This is a genomic window from Streptomyces sp. WZ.A104 (assembly GCF_002382885.1).
Taxonomy (GTDB): Bacteria; Actinomycetota; Actinomycetes; order Streptomycetales; family Streptomycetaceae; genus Streptomyces.
In genome coordinates this window covers 124,737-143,477 of the sequence record NZ_NWVL01000002.1, presented here as the reverse complement: position 1 = coordinate 143,477, position 18,741 = coordinate 124,737, and the positions used below count along the sequence as shown (strand labels likewise).

Here is an 18,741-nt window from a genome sequence, read left to right as displayed (position 1 = left end):
GCGCGTGAGGCCCCCGGTTCCGGGTACGGAACCGGGGGCTTCGTCGTCCACCGGAGCCCCGCCGATCCGGGAGGTACGCGATGCCGTCGATCACCACCAGCAAGGTCACCAGATGGGACCAGCACGGCCGTGAACACGTCGTGCGGGTAAGGAAGTCGGGCATGACGCGCCAGTTGACGTGCGCCACCTGCGGGTGGCGGCGCTCGGCGCAGTTCCTGCCGTGGCTGAAGGCCGAGGAGCACCTCACCGAGGCCCACCAGGCGACGGTCGACCCGACGGCCTGAGCTCCCCCGGCGGCCCGAAAACCTGGTGCGGCGCGCTCCGGGAGCGGGGTACGGTTCCGGCATGTCTTCGTTCTTCCAGATCTACGAGTGAGAGCGCGGCGGGTGCGACTTCCCCCGCCGCCCATCGGATCGATTGCGATCACCGATCACCCGATCACTTCCTTCCTCACTTCTCACCACGAACGGGAGAACGCCGTGGCCAAGAGCCGCAACAACCTCCTCGGTGTCGGCGGACAGCGCAAGAAGCTGTCCCGCGCCGAACAGCAGGGCGCGGGTTCCGCGCGAGACGCCGACCGCAAGGCCGCCGAGAGCAAGAAGCAGGAGCTGGTCCGCAAGATGCGCGAGCGCGCCGAGGCCCAGGCTGCCACCACCACCGAGCCGGGCGAGCAGGGCGGCCCCGCGCAGAGCTGACACCTGAGCTCCATCTCGTACGACGGTGGGCCCGGATCATCCGGGCCCACGCGCGTGTCCCGGCAGGCCGGTTCAGGTGGAGCGCGTCGGTGCGCCGGAGGGACCGAAGGCGCCTCACGCCGAACGAGCAGCCCGCGCGCCTCGGATCAGCAGCACCGCCGGGATCAGCCCCAGCAGCAGCGGCGTCGGCTCCAGAACCGCGGCCGCCACCACGCACCACACCGCCAGCCCCCAGCCGATGGACGCCGGCGGGGCGATGCTGCGCCGGGCCAGGTCGGATACGAGCGCACCCAGCAGCATCATCGGCGCGGCGAAGCTGCCGAGTGAGACCCAGAACGCACCGTTCGCGTCGCGGGGGTGGATGAACTCGTCACGCGGCAGCCCCCACAGTGCCCCGGTGAACCACTCGTCGACGTACTCGACGTTCTGCACGCCCATCACGATGAGGTGCATCGCTCCCAGGAATATCAGGATTCGTCCTGCCCAGCTCCCCATTGTCGCTCCCCCTTTTCGAGACCGTGAGTTTCGGAACCGTGGGTACCGTAACATGGCCTCATGGGACGACCTAGAGACAGCCGGGTCGACGAAGCGATCCTCGCCGCCACCCGCAGCCTCCTGGCGGAAAGCGGATACGCCGGGCTCACGGTTGACGCTGTCGCCGAGCGCGCGCGGATCGGCAAGGCGGCGATCTACCGGCGCTATGCGACGAAGCAGGAGATGGTGTTCGCGGCAGCCGTGCACAACGTGGACCTGCCCCCGCCCCCCGATACGGGAAGTCTGCTCGGGGACCTGACGGTGCTCGTCCAGGAGATCGTGGACCACGTCACCACGCCGGTGGCCGCCGCCGCTATCCCCGGGCTGCTCGCCGACATACGCAGCTCGCCGGAGCTCGCCGCTCGCTTCCGCAACGCCTTCGTCACCGTCCAGCAGGCCGGCCTCGCCGAACTGCTCGGCCGAGCGGTCGCCCGCGGTGAGCTCCCGTCTTCTCCGGACGTCGACCTCGTCCACGCGCTGGTGGCCGGCCCGGTCTTCGCCACGGTCTACCTCCAGAACCGTTCCCCGGACGGCCTGGCCGAACGGCTCGGCCGGATCGTCGCCGCCGCTCTCACTGGGGTCTGACCTGCCCATGTCGGGCCGCCTCCACGATGCCGCCCACCGTCTCAGCCGGTCCGACAAGCGGCGCAACGGCCGTGCGCTGGTTCACGGTTGAGCCCACCCCTTCGGGTCCTCGCCGGATACGAGCCCCTCGGCGATCAGATCACCGAGCGGGTCGGTCACGCCCCAGGAGTGGGGCGAGGTGTGGTGGTCGAAGAACGTGCACCGCCGCACGACGCCTGTGCCGAGGTGCCGGAGGACGGCGGGGCACCACGGGACGGCCTCGGCCCGGTGGACACGTTCCGGTCCGGTGCCGGTCCAGAAGAACCACGGGGCCGGTGCGTCCGGCGTCTCGGCCGCTCCGAGGCGCGCGGCGTGCTCGGTGCGCTGGTCGTGCTCGCCGAGTTCGCAGAGGAGGTACGAGAGGTGTGAGAGGCAGGGGAGGTGCAAGTGGTGTGTGAGGTACGGAGGGGCAGGGGTCACGGCGGTGCACTGGAGCACGTCGCTCATCTCCGTGTCGTCTCCTGCCACCCGGCGAGCGTCAGACTCAGCCCGACGGCAGGGTCGAGGACCGTGAACAGCACGGGAAGGCCCGCCTCCAGGGCCCGTATCGCGTGATCCTGGTGCGCGGCGTCGGTGGCCCAGAGGCGCAGCCTCTCCGGAGCGCCGGACCCGTGGAAGCGAACCGGTCGTACGTCGGCGGTCGGCAGCCGGAAACGGTCGGCCGCGTCAGGAAGTCCGTGCCCGTTGGCGAGGCGGAGGGCTTGTCGGCGCAGCCACAGGAGGGCGAGCCGTCGGTTCCGTACGCTGACCCCGCCGAGGGAGGCGGACCGCTGTCCGACGGACAGGGTGACCTCGGCCGCGTAACCCGTCGCGGTTCGCGTCCTATGGCACGCCTGCGGTCGCCGTACTGGACCAGGGCCCGGAGGCGGCGGGGGGAGTCGGACCCGTAACCGGGCGAGTGGCCTCACAGGACCTCACCCCGGCTACGGGCGTTGAGCCGTGCGGTACGGGCGCGAAGCTGCTCGCTGACGAGCGCGGGCCGTAGTCGGCGGGGCTCGGCCTCCCATTCGGCGCCGCCGCCGACGGGGCGGAGCGACCAGTAGGGACCGGCGACCCCACGGAACTCACCGACGCGGTCGTCGCGGCTGGTGTCGACCAGGAGAGTTCCGGGGGTGGGGGGTTCGGGGGGCTCTTGAGTATTCGGGCGCATGTTCTCGCCGTACATCGATCGCTCCTCTCCGTAGCTGTTCGGCTACCGGGGCGATTCAGCGTGACCTAGGGTCGAGTTGTCTTCAACGTGGGGATACGGGAGGGCACGTTGGTAAACCGTAAGGAGCTGAATCCGGAGGCGAGCCCGCAGGCAGCCTTCGGCGCGCGTTTACGCAGGATGCGTGAGGAACGTGGGTGGATTCAGGATCAGCTGGCGACGCTGGTCGGCTGCTCGGGCAGGCATGTCTCGGCGATCGAAACTGGCCGCAAACCGGCAACTCTGCCATTCGCGAGGAAAACTGACCGGGTATTTGATCTCATCGGATCGCCCGAATCGTTCGAGCGCGAGTGGCAGGAGATGAAACACGGGAGCTTGCTGGAGGGCTTCCCGGAGTACGTGGGGTACGAGGGGCGCGCGGTTGAGCTCCGGCTCTACGAAGTTGGGATCATTCCGGGGCTGTTGCAGACCCCGGAGTACGCACGGGTACTTGCCGACAGCGCCGTACGGCGAGGGGCGATCACGCCGGAGCAGGCTGACGAACGCGTGTCCTTCCTCGCGGAGCGGCAGGCGGCGTTGGTGAGGCCCAGACCGCCCATGCTGTTCGTGACCATGGACGAGAGCTGCATCCGTCGCCCTGTGGGTGGTTCAGCCGTCATGAACGCTCAGCTGGACCGTCTGATCGAGTTCTCCGAACTGCCCAACACGCTGCTCCAGGTGGCTCCGTACGAGATCGGCGAGCAGCGGACCTTCGATCTGCCGGTGAACATCCTGACGCTGCCGGACCGGTCCGTGATCTGCTACGCGGAATCGCAGACCCAGGGCCATCTGGACCGGGAAAGCTCGTTCGTGCTGCCCATGTTGACGGCCTACCATCAGCTTCAGGGCGCGTCGCTGTCGCAGACGGCGTCTGTGGCCAAGATCAGCCAGTTGCGAAAGGGCACCCAGTGACGACCGAATCCCCCCGATGGTTCAAGTCCTCGTACAGCAACAACGGCGGCAACTGCGTCGAGGTCGCCGCCAACCTCGTCGCCTCGCGCGGCATCGTGCCGGTCCGTGACTCCAAGAGCGTGGACGGCCCGGTGGTCGACGTTCCGGTCGCCGCGTTCTCCGCGTTCGTCGGGGGAGTGCGGACCGGGAAGTTCGACGCCGTCTGACGAGCCGAGCCAGGACCGCCCCACTGTGCCGTGCATGGTGGGGCGATCCTGCTGTTCGGGGAGCGGGGAGCGGGGAGCGGGGAACGTTCTGGTGGCCGCGATCGACACAGCGGGCTTGAGCCCGAGCGCCGACGGATCGCGCGTGCACTGAGTACCGGCGGGTCGCTCACGCGCCGTGGGATTCAGCGGTTGGCGCGCGAACAGTGGGGGACCGGCCGATCTGTCCGGGTGGCGGATCTCGCGGGGCGGGGCCTGGTGGTGGACCAGGGCGAGGTGTGCCTGGCCCGTGAAGCGTCCGGGGCGCGTAGCGCGGGGGTCTTGTTGGCTGATTCCGGTGGGCGGGTCAGACTATGGGCGACCTTCCGCTTCGACTCCGCCCGCCGTGCCTCCTCGCTTTCTCCCCCCGTCAGGAATTGCCGTGTCCCACACCTCCGCCGCCCCCCGGCCAGGCAGCCCGGTCCAGCGCGCCGGCACTCACCGCTTCAGCGATGTGATCAGCCGCATAGCCGAGGAGATGGCCACCCTCACCGACCACGGCAGCCCTGCCGACTACATACCGATGCTCGCCGGTGCCGACCCCCGGCGGTTCGGCATGGCCGTCGCGGAGCCGGACGGGACGGTCTACGGTGTCGGCGACTGGCAGCAGCCGTTCTCGACGCAGTCCATCACCAAGGTGTTCGCCCTGGCGCTGGCGCTCTCCCTGGACGGCGAGCAGCTCTGGCGGGGCGTGGGCCGCGAGCCCTCGGGCAACCCCTTCAATTCCCTGGTACAGCTGGAATACGAGAACGGTGTCCCCCGGAACCCGTTCATCAACGCCGGAGCTCTGGTCGTGACCGACCGGCTACAGGCCCTGACCGGGGACGCCGCCGGTCAGGTGCGGGAGCTGCTGCGCTCGGAGAGTGGCAATCCCGCCATCGACTTCATGCCGGAAGTCGCAGCCTCCGAAGCGGCCTACGGTGACCGCAACGCCGCTCTGGCTCACTTCATGGCCGCCTACGGCAACATCACGCTCCCGGTGCCCGAGCTGCTCTCCGCCTACTTCCGCCAGTGCTCGATCGAGGCGTCGTGCGCGGACCTGGCCCTTTCGGCGGGGTTCCTGGCCCGGCACGGGGTCCGGGCCGACGGTTCCGCGCTGCTGACCCGCAGCCAGGCGAAGCAGGTCAACGCGGTGATGCTCACCTGCGGGACGTACGACGCCGCCGGAGATTTCGCCTATCGGGTGGGGCTGCCGGGCAAGAGCGGCGTCGGCGGGGGGATCATCGCCATCGTGCCCGGGGTGTGCACCTTGTGCGTATGGAGCCCGGGCCTCGACCGGCGCGGCAACTCGGTGGCGGGCGTGTCGGCCCTTGACCGTTTCACCACGCTCACCGGGCTGTCCGTGTTCTGACGAGTCTCGTGGACCGGGCCGGCAGCACACGATCCACCGGCTTTCCGCGACGGTAGCTGCGGAATGCCGTGCCGGTGGCCGATCGGCCACCAACCGCGCGGCCGGTCAGGCCACCGTGCGCGGCAGCCGCAGGCTCAGCCCGGTCGTCAGCGCCACCGCCGCCAACTGCACCAGCAGCGTCACGACCAGCGCGTCCCGCATGCCCAGGCCCGGCACCAGTGCCAGGAACAGGGTGCCCAGCGTGGCCACTCCGAGGGCCAGCGCCGCCTGCTGGGCCGTCGTCAGCACGCCGCCACCCACTCCGGCCTTCTGCGGCGGTACGTCGGAGAGCACGATCCGGAACAGTACGGGGAGCTGGAAGCCCTGTCCGAGGCCCGCGATCGCGATCCCGGGCGACAGGCCCCACGGCCCGAGACCCTGCCACGTGTAGTGCACGGTCAGGGCCAGCACCACCACGCCCACAGCCTGGATGAGCCCGCCCGCGGTGACGACCCGGGCGCCGTAGCACCGGACCAGCCGGGGACCGGCGAGCGAGGCCGCGAAGAACGTCAGCGCCATCGGGACCAGGGAGAAGCCGGCCGCCGCCGGGCCCAGGCGCAGGCCTTGCTGGAGTGCCACCGCGATCACGAACAGGAAGCCGCCGTAGCCGATCGAGAACGGCACCACCAGGGCCAGGCCCCGCCTCAGCGACTCCAGGCGCAGCAGGCTCGGCGGCACCAGCGGCACGTGGCCCAGCCGGTCGGCCCGCCGCTCCACCAGGAAGAAGGCGTACACCGCGAACGGGAACAGCCCCAACGAGACCCAGGCCCACCACGGCCACCCGGCGGCCCGCCCCTCCGTCAGAGGGGCCAGCAGCGTCACCAGCGACAGGGCCAGCAGCAGCGTCCCGGGCACGTCGACGGGTGCGGGGCGGTCGGAGCGGGTCTCCGGTACCGCACGGGCGGCCAGGACCAGGCCCACGATCGCCACCGGCACGTTCACCAGGAACACCGACCGCCAGCCGGCGCTCTCGCCGAACACCGAGGACATCGGCGCGGCCGCCACCAGCGCACCGCCCAGGATCTGGCCCGTGACCATCGAGAGGCCGGCCGTCGCCCCGTACAGGCTCATCGCCCGAGCGCGGCGCGGGCCCCGTGTCGCCGCCTGGATCGTGGCCAGCACCTGCGGCAGCATCAGCGCGGCGGCGGCACCCTGCGCGACGCGGGCGCCGACCAGTGCCCAGGCGCTGGGAGCGAGTCCGCAGGCGAGCGAGGTGAGCCCGAAGGCCGCCATCCCGATCAGGAAAAGACGCCTGCGGCCCATCGTGTCGCCGAGCCGCCCGCCGATGACCAGCAGGACGGCGTACGCGAGCCCGTAGCCCGCGACCACGAGTTCGAGCAGTGCGGCGCCCGCGTCCAGATCGCGGTCGATCGTGGCCAGGGCGACGTTCACGATGAAGAAGTCGATGAGCGGGAGTGCTGCACCCAGCAGCACGGTGAACAGGCCCAGCGGGCCGAGCACCAGGGCGGAGCCTTCGTGCCGGACGGGTTCCGGACCGGCGGTGGCGGGGGTCGCCCGGGGGGACGGATGTACGGAAGATTCACTCACGGCGTCGACCCTCCCGCCGAACCCGGAGCGGTACCAGAGTCTCCTTATCCTGGTACCAGCGGCACCTGGCGACAGGCCGGGGCACCCGGCAGGCTGGAGGCATGACGACCATGGCAGCCGACATCCGGCCCGCGGCGGGTGAGCCGGGCGAGACGTCCGCGTCCGACGTCAGGCGGCACGAACTCGCAGCCTTCCTGCGCAGTCGCCGTGAGCGCATCACCCCCGAACAGGTCGGTCTCGTCCGCGGCCGCCGCCGACGCACCCCCGGGCTGCGCCGCGAGGAGGTCGCCCAGCTCTCCGCGGTCGGGGTCACCTGGTACACCTGGCTCGAACAGGCCCGGGACATCCAGGTCTCCGCCCAGGTGCTCGACGCCCTGGCCCGCGCCCTGCTGCTCGACCCGAGCGAACGCGCCCACCTCTTCGTGCTCGCCGCCGCCTCTGATCCGGCCCCCGGCACGGATTGCGCCACGGTCACCCCGGCGCTGCGGGCCGTGGTGGAACAGCTGGACCCCATTCCGGCCTGCGTCCAGAACAGCCGGTACGACATCCTCGCCTACAACCGAACCTACGCCCGGCTCCTCTGCGACCTGGACGCAGTGCCGCCCGAGGACCGCAACTGCCTGCTGCTGGCCTTCACACACGACGACTGGCGGGCCTCGACCGTCGACCTGCCCGAAGCCACCCGGATGATGGCCGCCAAGTTCCGCGCCTCGACGGCCCGGCACCTGGCCGAGCCGGCCTGGAAGGCGCTGCTGCACCGGCTGGAGACGCGGTCGCCGGAGTTCCGGGAGGTGTGGGAGCGCCACGAGGTGATTGACCAGCGGGGGCCGACGAAGTACATCCGCAACGCCCACGTGGGGCTGCTGCACGTCGAGCAGACCAGTCTCTGGCTCGGCCCGGCGAGCGGGCCGCGCCTGGTCAGCTACCCGCCGGTGGACGCCGGGACCCGCGCCGGGCTGGAGCGGCTGCACCGGATCGCCCTCGACACCGGGCCCGGCGCTCCCCCGACCGCTGAGGTAGGCCGGACCGCCACCCGTCCGGCGTACGCGACAATGGAGCAATGACCACGCTCGCCCCCGCCCTCCCGCAGCTCCGCATCGGCCCGCACACCGTGCGGCCGCCGGTCGTGCTGGCCCCGATGGCCGGCATCACCAATGCCCCGTTCCGGACGCTGTGCCGGGAGTTCTCCGGGGGTAAGGGGCTTTTCGTCAGCGAGATGATCACCACGCGGGCGCTGGTCGAGCGCAACGAGAAGACCATGCAGCTGATCCACTTCGACGCCACCGAGAACCCGCGCTCCATCCAGCTGTACGGAGTGGACCCGGTCACCGTCGGCAAGGCCGTCCGCATGATCGTCGACGAGGGCCTCGCCGATCACATCGACCTGAACTTCGGCTGCCCGGTTCCCAAGGTCACCCGCAAGGGCGGCGGCTCCGCGCTGCCGTACAAGCGGCCCCTGCTGCGGGCCATCCTGAACCAGGCGGTCTCCAACGCCGGGGATCTGCCCGTCACCATCAAGATGCGCAAGGGCATCGACGACGACCACCTCACCTTCCTCGACGCGGGCCGCATCGCCGTCGAGGAGGGCGTCACCGCCGTCGCCCTGCACGGCCGCACCACCGCCCAGCACTACGGCGGCACCGCCGACTGGGACGCCATCGCCCGGCTCAAGGAACACGTCCCCGAGATTCCCGTCCTCGGCAACGGGGACATCTGGTGCGCCGATGACGCCCTGCGGATGATGCGCGAGACCGGGTGCGACGGCGTTGTCGTCGGGCGCGGGTGCCTGGGGCGGCCCTGGCTCTTCGCCGATCTGGTGAGCGCCATGGAGGGGCGCCCGACCCGGCACGCGCCCGCCCTGCGCGAGGTCGCGGACGTCATGGTGCGCCACGCGACGCTGCTGGGGGAGTGGATCGGTGACGAGGCGCGCGGCGTGATCGACTTCCGCAAGCACGTCGCCTGGTATCTGAAGGGCTTCGCGGTCGGTTCCGAGATGCGCAAGAAGCTGGCGGTCACCTCCTCGCTGGAGGAGCTGGCCGGACAGCTGCACGAGCTGGACCTCGACCAGCCCTGGCCGGACGGCGCCGACGGGCCGCGCGGGCGTACCTCGGGCAACAACCGGGTCGTCCTGCCGGACGGCTGGCTGAAGGACCCGTACGACTGCTCGGGCGTCAGCGCCGACGCGGAGCTGGACACCTCGGGCGGCTGACGCCGTACGAAGCCGCATGGGATCGGGCGGCTGACGCCGTACGAATCCGCACGGGACGGGCCTCACCCCCCTACGTCCGGGCCCGCCCGTCTCTCCAGCGGGGCCGCCGCCGCGGAGTTCATCACGTTGAAGACCACGCTGCCCGCCCGGTAGCGGTCGTCCGTCCACTCGATGGCCCGGCCCGCCGCCGTGTACGTCAGGTGGCGCTGCCGCAGCAGCGGGCTGGCCCGGCGCACCCTCAGCAGCCGGGCGTCCTCGCTGCCCGCCGCGACCGCGTCGATCAGGTGCTCGCCGTAGTGCGCGACGATGTCCGCCCGCTCCGCGATGCTGTCCATGATCGAGACGCAGTCCTCCGGCAGCGCCAGGACCACCGGGGCCACCCAGTTCGCGTACACGGTCCGCTCGACCATCACCGGCTCGCCGTCGAGCCACCGCAGCCGCAGCACGTACAGCACTTCGCTGTCCGGCGCGGTGTCCAGGCGTTCGGCCTCCTCGGCGGTCGCGGTGCGCATCGTGCGGGTCAGGATGCGGCTGGTGACCTCGCACCCCATCGCCTGTGCCCACTGGGCGAAGCTGTTGAGCTGCTGGAAGCTCTGGCGGCGCTCCTGGCGCAGGACCACCCGCCGGGCCCCCTGCCTGGAGCCGATCAGACCCTCCGAGGCGAGCAGCGCCACCGCCTGGCGGACCGTGCCGCGCGAGGCCTCCCAGCGGGCGGCGAGGTCGCTCTCGGAGGGCAGCCGGGAGCCCAGCGGATAGGCGCCGCTGCGGATCGCCTGGCGCAGCGACTCGGCGATCTCCCGATAACGCGAATGGCCCACGAGCCCCCCTCGGCCGGCTGATGCGGATCGTGGCTGTGTACAGGTCCGCTCTTCGGTGACGGTCCTGCCGCTCACTCTAACGCCGTCGCGGAGCGTTTCGATGCGCGGTCGTTACCTAGCACAGCCCCTGGATGATGGGCTTTCCTCTTCCTGCCCTCTTGCGGCAGTGGACATGGGACGTTTACTTCCCGGACACCTGGTCCGGGCGAACTGGTGCCAGCTTGTATGAACAAGTGGCCCTCACGTTTCGCTCCTGGGAGACCTACCGTGCGCAGAGCCCGACCCCGCCCCCGTATCCGCGCCAACAGCCGTGCCGTTGCCGCCCTCGCCCTCTCCACCGCCGCCCTCACCGCGCTCACCGCCTGCGGCGCCGCACCCGAGGAGAAGGCCGAGACCGGCGCGAACGGGGTGAAGTGGACCGAGGCCACCTCGGCCGCCGACTTCGGCGGGCTGGAGGAGCTGGTCGCCGCCGCCGAGAAGGAGGGCGAGCTCAATGTGATCGCTCTGCCGCCGGACTGGGCCAACTACGGCGAGCTGATCAAGGCCTTCCAGGAGAAGTACAAGATCAAGATCAAGAGCGAGACGCCGGACGCCTCCAGCGCCGACGAGATAGCCGCCGTCAAGTCCCGCAAGGGCCAGAAGCGCGCCCCCGACGTCCTCGACCTCGGCATCGCCTTCGCCCGCAGCGGCGCGGCCGAGAACCTCTTCGCCCCGTACAAGGTCGCCTCCTGGGACAAGATCCCCGACAGCCAGAAGGACGCGGACGGCCGCTGGTACAACGACTACGGCGGCTACGTCTCCATCGGCTGCGACGCCGCCCGTATCAAGAACTGCCCCGAGACCTTCGCCGACCTGCTGAAGCCCGAGTACAAGGGGAAGGTCGCCCTCAACGGCAACCCGACCAAGTCCGGCTCCGCGTTCGGCGGGGTGTACGCGGCCTCCCTGGCCAACAAGGGCTCGTTCGGGGACATCCAGCCCGGCATCGACTTCTTCGGCAAGCTGAAGAAGAGCGGCAACTTCATCCCCGTCGAGTCCACCCCGGCGACCGTCGAGAAGGGCGAGACGCCGATCAGCATCGACTGGGACTACCTGAACGCCGGGTACGCCGACCAGTTCAAGAGCAAGGGCGTCGACTGGCAGGTCTCCGTGCCGAGCGACGGCGTCTACGCCCAGTTCTACTCGCAGGCCGTCAACAAGGACGCCCCCCACCCGGCCGCCGCCCGGCTGTGGATGGAGTACCTCTACAGCGCCGAGGGCCAGAACCTCTGGCTCAAGGGCTACGCCCGGCCCGTGCTGCTGCCCGCGATGACCGAGGACGGCACCGCCGACAAGACCTTCGTCGCCAAGCTGCCGAAGGTCGAGGGCACCCCGACCTTCCCGAGCTCCGAAGAGCTCGACAAGGCGAACACCACGCTCTCCGAGAACTGGGACAAGGCCGTCTCCTGATGACCGTTCCCCACCCGTCCGCCGCCCCGGGACCCGGGGCGGCCGCCGTGAAGGCCGGTGGCCGCACCGCCCGCCGTCGGCCGCCCCGCGCCTGGCTCGGCGCGCTCCCGCTGCTCGTCTTCGCCGGACTCTGCTTCGGACTGCCCGCGGGCGCCCTGCTGTACGGGGCCGTCACCCGCACCGACCCGGTCGCCGGCACCACCGAGGTCACCGGCGAACACCTGTCCCGCTCGCTCCAGGGGCCCTACCTCACCTCGCTCACCGGCAGCGTCCAGCTGTCCGCGCTGACCGCCGCGCTCGCCACCGTGCTCGGGGTGCTGATCGCCCAGGCCGTCGTCACCTCCCGGCGTGGCACGCTGCGCGGGGCGGTACTCACCGCCTCCGGGGTGCTCGCCAACTTCGGCGGGGTTCCCCTGGCCTTCGCCTTCGTCGCGACCCTCGGCATCTCCGGGGTCGTCACGGAGCTCGGGCACCTGGAGGCGCTCGGCTGGAACCTCTACTCCTTCACCGGGCTCACCGTCATCTACCTCTACTTCCTGGTCCCGCTCATGGTGCTGGTCGTCGTCCCGGCGCTGGACGGGGTGCGCCCGCAGTGGCGGGAGGCCGCGCTCAACACCGGGGCCGGCACCTGGCAGTTCTGGCGCCACGTGGGCCTGCCGGTCCTCGCGCCCTCGCTGCTCGGCGGCTTCGTCCTGCTCTTCGGCAGCGCCTTCGCCGCGCACGCCACGGCCGCCGCCCTCGTCGGCGGCTCCGTCCCGCTGGTCACCCTCAAGATCGCCGATGCGCTCGCCGGGAACGTCCTGGTCGGCCAGGAGAACGTGGCGCTCGCGCTGAGCCTCGACATGATCGTGATCGCCGGACTGGTGATGGCGGTCTACCTGCCCCTCCAGCGACGGAGCTCCCGATGGCTGCACTGACCCCTGTCTCCACCGCTTCGGTCCCCACCACGGTGAAGAAGGCCCGCCGCCCGCGCCCGCGCTACTGGCGCGGGGCCGTGCTGGCGATCGCCGGGCTGTACTTCACCACCCCCCTCGTCTCCTCGTTCGTCTTCACCGTCCACGTCCCCGGGCAGGGCGTCTCCTTCCAGGCGTACAGCGGGATTCTGTCGGCCGAAGGCTTCACCGAGAGCCTGTTCCTCTCGCTCTCCCTCGCCGCCGCCACCATCGCCCTGGCCCTGCTGCTCGTCGTGCCCGCCCTCGTCGCGGTCCGGCTCGGGCCGCCCCGGCTGCGCGCCGTCGTCGAGATCGTCTGCATGATGCCGCTGGTGGTGCCGCCGATCGCGCTGGTCACCGGGATCGCCACGGTGCTGCGCTGGGGGCCCGAACACTTCTCGCGCACCCCGCTCTACCAGACCTTCCTCGCCGTGCAGAACGAGTCGTTCCCGGTGGTGCTGGTGCTCGCCTACACCGTGCTGGCACTGCCGTTCGTCCACCGCTCGCTGGATGCCGGACTGCGCGCGGTCGACGTGCCCACGTTGGTGGAGGCGGCCCGGAACTGCGGAGCGGGCCGGGGGTACGTCATCGCGCGCGTCATCCTGCCCAACCTGCGCTCCTCGCTCGCCGGGGCCTCCTTCCTGACCCTCGCGCTGGTGCTCGGCGAATACACGGTCGCCTCGCTGCTGGGCTTCCGCCCCTTCGCGGTGTGGATCGTCACCGTCTCCGGCGCCGAGGCCCGGATGTCGGTCGCCGTGTCCCTGCTCTCCCTGCTGATCACCTGGGCCCTGCTGCTCGTCCTCTCGCGCGCCGGAACCGGGTCCTCCACCGCCGTCCCGGCGGCCGCCTCCACCACCTCCGTACCCGGCAAGGAGTAGCCACCCATGTCAGCCCTGCCCACCGCCGCCGCCCAACGCCCCGAGCCGCCCCGCACCGCCGGGGCCGGGTCGCCCGCCGACGGGCGCGCCGCCACCGGAGCGCGAGTGGAGTTCCGCTCGCTGCGCCGGGCGTTCGGCCCGACCGTGGCCCTCGACGGACTCGACCTCACCGCCGAACCCGGCGAACTGCTCGCCCTCCTCGGCCCCTCCGGCTGCGGCAAGACCACCGCGCTGCGGGTACTGGCCGGATTCGAGCAGCCGGACTCCGGCGAGGTCCTCGTGGACGGCGAGGACATCACCCGCATCCCCGCCAACCGGCGCGACGCCGGCATGGTCTTCCAGTCCTACAGCCTCTTCCCGCACCTCAACGCCCGCGACAACGTGGCCTTCGGCCTGCGCGTACGGAAGGTGCCCGCGGCCGAGCGGCACGCCACCGCCGCCGAACTCCTCGACCTCGTCGGACTCCCCGACCACGGCGGCCGCTTCCCGCACCAGATGTCCGGCGGCCAGCAGCAGCGGGTCGCCCTGGCCCGCGCGCTCGCCCTGCGGCCCCGGGTGCTGCTGCTCGACGAACCGCTCTCGGCACTCGATGCCAAGGTCCGGCTCTCCCTCCGCGAGGAGATCCGCCGCCTCCAGCTCTCGCTGGGCATCACCACCATCTTCGTCACCCACGACCAGGAGGAGGCCCTCTCCATGGCCGACCGGGTCGCCGTCCTCAACGCGGGCCGCCTGGAGCAGTGCGCGCCCCCGGCCGAGCTGTACGAGCGCCCCGCCACCGCGTTCGTCGCCGAGTTCGTCGGCACCATGAACCGGCTGCCGGGACGGCTGACGGGCGGCGGCTGGGTCGAGGTCGCGGGGGCCACCCTCCCGGTCGACGGTGATGTTCCCGCGGGCCGGGGCCCGGTCGAGGTCCTCATCCGGCCCGAGAGCATCGGCGTCACCGCCGACCCGGACGGCACCGCCACGGTCGTCTCCGCCTCCTTCCTCGGCTCGGTCACCCGGGTCCTCCTCGACCTCCCGGACGGCGTCGCGGCCAAGGCCGACCTCCCCTCCCGGGACGCCACGGAGCTTGCTCCCGGGGTACGGGCACGGGTCACCCCGGTCCGCCGCCCGGTGCTGGTCGTGCCCGCACGGGAAACGGCGGCGCCGGAAGCCATGGACGCCGGCGAGCGCCGGGTGGACGCGTGAACGCCCCCGCCGCCGTGCTCTTCGACATGGACGGCACCCTCGTCGACACCGAGGTGCTCTGGTGGGAGACGGCACGGGAGGTCGCCGCCGGGCTCGGCCACGAGCTCACCGCCGCCGATGCGCCCGAGGTCGTCGGCCGGGCCGTCGAGGACACCGCCGCTCATCTGATCGCCGTGACGGACCGGGCCGCGTCCGCGCTCCCCGGCATCGCCGTCGAACTGACCGACTCGTTCTTCCGCAAGGTCGACGCGGGCGCCCCGCTGCGCCCCGGGGCCGCCGCCCTGCTGGCCGCGCTGAAGGCCGCCGCAGTGCCGTACGCCCTGGTCAGCGCCTCGCCGCGGAGTGTCGTGGACGCGGTGGTGGAAGGCTCGCTGGCCGGGGCGGGCTTCGCCTTCACCCTGTCGGCCGACGACACCGTACGGACCAAGCCGCATCCCGATCCCTACCGGGCGGCTGCGCTGCGGTTCGGCGTCCCGGCCTCGGCCTGTGTCGCCGTGGAGGACTCCCCGGACGGCACGGCCTCCGCCGATGCCGCGGGGTGTGCGGTGCTGGTGGTGCCCTCGTTGCTGCCGGTGGAGCCCGCGCGGGGGCGCACCTTCGCCCGTAGCCTGGAAGAGGTCGACCTCGGAGTGCTGAGCGGCTGTCTGCGGTCCGGATGAGGTGCTGATGAGGTGCTGATGAGGTGCTCATGAGGTCCGAATCCTGAAATTCGGGGTCCGAATCGAGCGTGATTCGCGCCACCCTTGATCGGGGTTGCGCTCAGATGAGCGGAATATGAGTGGCTGCACTTCTGGAAGGCCTGGCACTCAGTGCCACGTAGCTGATTTCGAGAAGTGGACTCACTTGCCACTTGAGAAGCTCAGATGAGCGAGAATGGTCAAGTTTCGGCCATGCGGCCTTCAAGAGATGAATGAATGACTTCGCTCGTCTCCGTAGAGCGGCCCTTTCGATCTGCTGGCGGATGGGTGGTTGCGGCCGCATGACGACCAAGTGGACGTACCCAGACACCTTCGATCTGGGTATGTTCCTCGCCGTCAGGGCAGCCACCGCGTCCTCGAGGAGTCGAGACCCGTGTCGGAAAACAACGATCCCCAGAAGTTCGTCTACGACTTCACCGAGGGCAACAAGGATCTGAAGGATCTTCTGGGCGGCAAGGGTGCGAACCTCGCCGAGATGACCAACCTCGGGTTGCCGGTGCCTCCCGGCTTCACGATCACCACCGAGGCCTGCAAGGTCTACCTGGAGAGCGGTGAGGCGCCGACCGCGCTGCGCGACGAGGTGAGTGCGCACCTGGCCGCGCTGGAGGCGCGGATGGGCAAGCGGCTCGGCCAGGCGGACGACCCGCTGCTGGTCTCCGTCCGCTCCGGCGCCAAGTTCTCCATGCCCGGGATGATGGACACGGTCCTCAACATCGGCCTCTCCGACGCCTCGGTGGCCGGTCTCGCCACCCAGTCCGGTGACGAGCGCTTCGCCTGGGACTCCTACCGCCGCCTGATCCAGATGTTCGGCAAGACCGTCCTCGGGGTCGACGGCGACCTCTTCGAGGAGGCCCTGGAGGCGGCCAAGCACGCCAAGAAGGTCACGGTCGACACCGACCTGGCGGCGGCCGACCTCAAGAAGCTCGTCAAGCAGTTCAAGAAGATCGTCGAGACCGAGGCCGGACGGGAGTTCCCGCAGGACGCGCGGGAGCAGATGGACCTGGCCATAAACGCGGTCTTCGACTCGTGGAACACCGACCGGGCCAAGCTCTACCGCCGCCAGGAGCGCATCCCCGGCGACCTCGGCACGGCCGTCAACGTCTGCTCGATGGTCTTCGGCAACCTGGGCCCCGACTCCGGCACCGGCGTCGCCTTCACCCGTGACCCGGCCAGCGGCCACCAGGGCGTCTACGGCGACTACCTCCAGAACGCGCAGGGCGAGGACGTCGTCGCCGGCATCCGCAACACGGTGCCGCTCGCCGATCTGGAGTCGATCGACAAGAAGTCGTACGACCAGCTCATGCAGATCATGGAGACGCTGGAGAACCACTACAAGGATCTCTGCGACATCGAGTTCACCATCGAGCGCGGCCAGCTCTGGATGCTCCAGACCCGGGTCGGCAAGCGCACCGCCGGTGCCGCCTTCCGGATCGCCACCCAGCTCGTGGACCAGGGCCTGATCGACGAGGCCGAGGCCCTCCAGCGGGTCAACGGAGCCCAGCTCGCGCAGCTGATGTTCCCGCGCTTCGACGACGACGCCAAGACCGAGCTCCTCGGCCGGGGCATCGCCGCCTCGCCGGGTGCCGCTGTCGGCAAGGCCGTCTTCGACTCGTACACCGCGATCAAGTGGTCCCGCTCCGGCGAGAAGGTCATCCTGATCCGCCGCGAGACCAACCCCGACGACCTCGAAGGCATGATCGCCGCCGAGGGCATCCTCACCTCGCGCGGCGGCAAGACCTCGCACGCGGCGGTCGTGGCGCGCGGCATGGGCAAGACCTGTGTCTGCGGCGCCGAGGACCTGGAGGTCGACACCAAGCGCCGCCGGATGACGGTCGGCGGCACGGTGATCGAGGAAGGCGACCTCGTCTCCATCGACGGCTCCACCGGCAAGGTCTACCTGGGCGAGGTACCCGTCGTACCGTCCCCGGTCGTCGAGTACTTCGAGGGCCGGATGCACGCGGGCGCCGACGACGCCGACGAGCTGGTCGCCGCCGTGCACCGGATCATGGCGTACGCGGACCGGGTGCGCCGACTGCGCGTGCGGGCCAACGCGGACAACGCCGAGGACGCCCTGCGCGCCCGCCGCTTCGGCGCCCAGGGCATCGGCCTGTGCCGCACCGAGCACATGTTCCTCGGTGAGCGCCGCGAGATGGTCGAGAAGCTGATCCTGGCGGACACCGACGACGAGCGCGAGAGCGCGCTCGCCGCTCTTCTGCCGCTCCAGAAGGCCGACTTCATCGAGCTGTTCGAGTCGATGGACGGGCTGCCCGTGACCGTACGGCTGCTGGACCCGCCGCTGCACGAGTTCCTGCCCGACATCACCGAGCTGTCGGTGCGCGTCGCGCTCGCGGAGTCGCGCAAGGACGCCAACGAGAACGACCTGCGCCTCCTCCAGGCCGTCCACAAGCTGCACGAGCAGAACCCGATGCTGGGTCTGCGCGGGGTGCGCCTGGGCCTGGTCATCCCCGGCCTGTTCGCCATGCAGGTGCGGGCGATCGCCGAGGCCGCCGCCCACCGCAAGAACGCCAAGGGCGACCCGCGCGCCGAGATCATGATCCCGCTGGTGGGCACGGTCCAGGAGCTGGAGATCGTCCGCGAGGAGGCCGACCAGGTCATCGCGGAGGTCCAGGCGGCCACCGGCACCGACCTGAAGCTGACCATCGGCACCATGATCGAGCTGCCGCGCGCCGCGCTGACGGCGGGCCAGATCGCGGAGGCCGCCCAGTTCTTCTCGTTCGGCACCAACGACCTGACCCAGACGGTGTGGGGCTTCTCCCGCGACGACGTGGAGGCCTCGTTCTTCACCGCGTACCTGGAGAAGGGCATCTTCGGGGTCTCCCCGTTCGAGACGATCGACAAGGACGGCGTCGGCGCGCTGGTCCGCAGCGCCGTCGAGGCGGGCCGGGCCACCCGCCCGGACCTCAAGCTCGGCGTCTGCGGCGAGCACGGCGGTGACCCGGAGTCGGTGCACTTCTTCCATGAGGTGGGCCTGGACTACGTCTCCTGCTCGCCGTTCCGCATCCCGGTCGCCCGCCTTGAGGCCGGCCGGGCCGCAGCCGAGTCCCGGGGCAGTGACAGCCGCTGACCCGGACTCACCGGTCCGGGGTGCACGAACACCCCGGATCTCCTGGGCAGGGCCGCACGAACGGCCCTGCCCACCGACCAGGGCCGCAGAGCGGCCCGTCCCTCCGGGGTCGCCGCCGAAGACCGAGCCAGGACCCTCACCGGCTCGACCGGCCCGACGGCGGCCCCGGAGCACCCGGAAGCGGCGGCACCCTGTGCGGGGGTGCCGCCGCTTCGCCCTGCCCTGTGGAAGCCGCCCCGGCCCCCGGAGCGATCGGCGCTCCGGGGGCCGGGATGCCCGGAAATGATCGGCGAGTACGGGACCGGCATGCACGGATGTGACCGGCGGTAGGGGAGAGTCGTCAGAAGCGAGCACGG

The 18,741-nt window shown here is 71.0% G+C and carries 20 protein-coding genes; 14 read left to right on the top strand and 6 right to left on the bottom strand.

What is annotated here, in order from left to right:
• Positions 1-80: 80 nt before the first annotated feature.
• Both CIB93_RS01760 and CIB93_RS01755 read left to right on the top strand, forming a co-directional pair.
• Positions 81-284, top strand: coding sequence for a hypothetical protein (locus tag CIB93_RS01760; RefSeq protein WP_096623275.1), 204 nt, complete (start codon positions 81-83; stop codon positions 282-284).
• Positions 285-479: 195 nt separating this feature from the next.
• Positions 480-695 (top strand): DUF6243 family protein, encoded by a 216-nt coding sequence (locus CIB93_RS01755; RefSeq protein ID WP_096623423.1) that lies wholly within the window; start codon positions 480-482, stop codon positions 693-695.
• Between the two features lie 114 nt (positions 696-809).
• Here CIB93_RS01755 and CIB93_RS01750 read toward each other — a convergent pair whose 3' ends face one another.
• Complete coding sequence (locus CIB93_RS01750; RefSeq protein WP_257001964.1) at positions 810-1,190, bottom strand: DUF6463 family protein; 381 nt, start codon at positions 1,188-1,190, stop codon at positions 810-812.
• A 60-nt stretch (positions 1,191-1,250) separates the two neighbouring features.
• Here CIB93_RS01750 and CIB93_RS01745 point away from each other — a divergent pair, with 60 nt between their 5' ends.
• On the top strand, positions 1,251-1,814 hold the full coding sequence (locus tag CIB93_RS01745) for a TetR/AcrR family transcriptional regulator (RefSeq protein ID WP_096623273.1): 564 nt from the start codon (positions 1,251-1,253) through the stop codon (positions 1,812-1,814).
• 81 nt (positions 1,815-1,895) lie between these two features.
• Here CIB93_RS01745 and CIB93_RS01740 read toward each other — a convergent pair whose 3' ends face one another.
• From CIB93_RS01740 to CIB93_RS01730, 3 genes are all read right to left on the bottom strand, one after another.
• On the bottom strand, positions 1,896-2,321 hold the full coding sequence (locus CIB93_RS01740) for a hypothetical protein (protein WP_257001963.1): 426 nt from the start codon (positions 2,319-2,321) through the stop codon (positions 1,896-1,898).
• A complete protein-coding gene (locus CIB93_RS38575) occupies positions 2,297-2,638 on the bottom strand; it encodes a hypothetical protein (protein ID WP_096623417.1) in 342 nt (113 codons plus the stop codon). The genes CIB93_RS01740 and CIB93_RS38575 overlap by 25 nt, the downstream gene beginning before the upstream one ends.
• 119 nt (positions 2,639-2,757) lie before the next feature.
• Positions 2,758-3,018: a hypothetical protein gene (locus CIB93_RS01730; protein ID WP_096623271.1), complete on the bottom strand. Its 261-nt coding sequence runs from the start codon at positions 3,016-3,018 to the stop codon at positions 2,758-2,760.
• A 93-nt stretch (positions 3,019-3,111) separates the two neighbouring features.
• Here CIB93_RS01730 and CIB93_RS01725 point away from each other — a divergent pair, with 93 nt between their 5' ends.
• From CIB93_RS01725 to CIB93_RS01710, 3 genes are all read left to right on the top strand, one after another.
• A complete protein-coding gene (locus CIB93_RS01725) occupies positions 3,112-3,951 on the top strand; it encodes a helix-turn-helix transcriptional regulator (protein ID WP_096623415.1) in 840 nt (279 codons plus the stop codon).
• Positions 3,948-4,157 carry a DUF397 domain-containing protein gene (locus CIB93_RS01720; protein WP_096623269.1) on the top strand — a complete coding sequence of 70 codons (210 nt, stop codon included), beginning with the start codon at positions 3,948-3,950 and terminating at the stop codon, positions 4,155-4,157. Before CIB93_RS01725 ends, CIB93_RS01720 begins: the two co-directional genes overlap by 4 nt.
• Before the next feature lie 418 nt (positions 4,158-4,575).
• Positions 4,576-5,544, top strand: coding sequence for a glutaminase (locus tag CIB93_RS01710; protein WP_096623267.1), 969 nt, complete (start codon positions 4,576-4,578; stop codon positions 5,542-5,544).
• Between the two features lie 105 nt (positions 5,545-5,649).
• On the opposite strand, the gene CIB93_RS01705 is transcribed toward CIB93_RS01710, so the two are convergent.
• Positions 5,650-7,131, bottom strand: a complete 1,482-nt coding sequence (locus CIB93_RS01705) for an MFS transporter (protein ID WP_096623265.1) — start codon at positions 7,129-7,131, stop codon at positions 5,650-5,652.
• A gap of 101 nt (positions 7,132-7,232) precedes the next feature.
• Between CIB93_RS01705 and CIB93_RS01700 the strand changes: the two genes are divergently transcribed.
• Together CIB93_RS01700 and dusB are read left to right on the top strand one after the other, a co-directional pair.
• A complete protein-coding gene (locus tag CIB93_RS01700; RefSeq protein ID WP_373558705.1) occupies positions 7,233-8,195 on the top strand; it encodes a helix-turn-helix domain-containing protein in 963 nt (320 codons plus the stop codon).
• Positions 8,192-9,340, top strand: coding sequence for a tRNA dihydrouridine synthase DusB (gene dusB, locus CIB93_RS01695; protein WP_096623263.1), 1,149 nt, complete (start codon positions 8,192-8,194; stop codon positions 9,338-9,340). Before CIB93_RS01700 ends, dusB begins: the two co-directional genes overlap by 4 nt.
• Before the next feature lie 62 nt (positions 9,341-9,402).
• Here dusB and CIB93_RS01690 read toward each other — a convergent pair whose 3' ends face one another.
• Positions 9,403-10,158: a GntR family transcriptional regulator gene (locus CIB93_RS01690; protein ID WP_096623261.1), complete on the bottom strand. Its 756-nt coding sequence runs from the start codon at positions 10,156-10,158 to the stop codon at positions 9,403-9,405.
• Positions 10,159-10,425: 267 nt separating this feature from the next.
• Here CIB93_RS01690 and CIB93_RS01685 point away from each other — a divergent pair, with 267 nt between their 5' ends.
• The 6 genes from CIB93_RS01685 (at position 10,426) to ppdK (ending at position 18,385) form a co-directional block, all read left to right on the top strand.
• Positions 10,426-11,604: an ABC transporter substrate-binding protein gene (locus CIB93_RS01685; RefSeq protein WP_096623259.1), complete on the top strand. Its 1,179-nt coding sequence runs from the start codon at positions 10,426-10,428 to the stop codon at positions 11,602-11,604.
• The gene (locus CIB93_RS01680; protein ID WP_096623257.1) at positions 11,604-12,521 is read left to right on the top strand and encodes an ABC transporter permease subunit; all 918 of its coding nucleotides are present in this window, start codon (positions 11,604-11,606) and stop codon (positions 12,519-12,521) included. Before CIB93_RS01685 ends, CIB93_RS01680 begins: the two co-directional genes overlap by 1 nt.
• A complete protein-coding gene (locus CIB93_RS01675; protein WP_179499918.1) occupies positions 12,509-13,414 on the top strand; it encodes an ABC transporter permease in 906 nt (301 codons plus the stop codon). Before CIB93_RS01680 ends, CIB93_RS01675 begins: the two co-directional genes overlap by 13 nt.
• A 6-nt stretch (positions 13,415-13,420) precedes the next feature.
• The gene (locus tag CIB93_RS01670; RefSeq protein ID WP_257001962.1) at positions 13,421-14,602 is read left to right on the top strand and encodes an ABC transporter ATP-binding protein; all 1,182 of its coding nucleotides are present in this window, start codon (positions 13,421-13,423) and stop codon (positions 14,600-14,602) included.
• Positions 14,599-15,261: an HAD family phosphatase gene (locus CIB93_RS01665; RefSeq protein WP_257001961.1), complete on the top strand. Its 663-nt coding sequence runs from the start codon at positions 14,599-14,601 to the stop codon at positions 15,259-15,261. The genes CIB93_RS01670 and CIB93_RS01665 overlap by 4 nt, the downstream gene beginning before the upstream one ends.
• Positions 15,262-15,673: 412 nt before the next feature.
• On the top strand, positions 15,674-18,385 hold the full coding sequence (ppdK, locus tag CIB93_RS01660; protein WP_096623255.1) for a pyruvate, phosphate dikinase: 2,712 nt from the start codon (positions 15,674-15,676) through the stop codon (positions 18,383-18,385).
• Positions 18,386-18,741 lie beyond the last annotated feature (356 nt).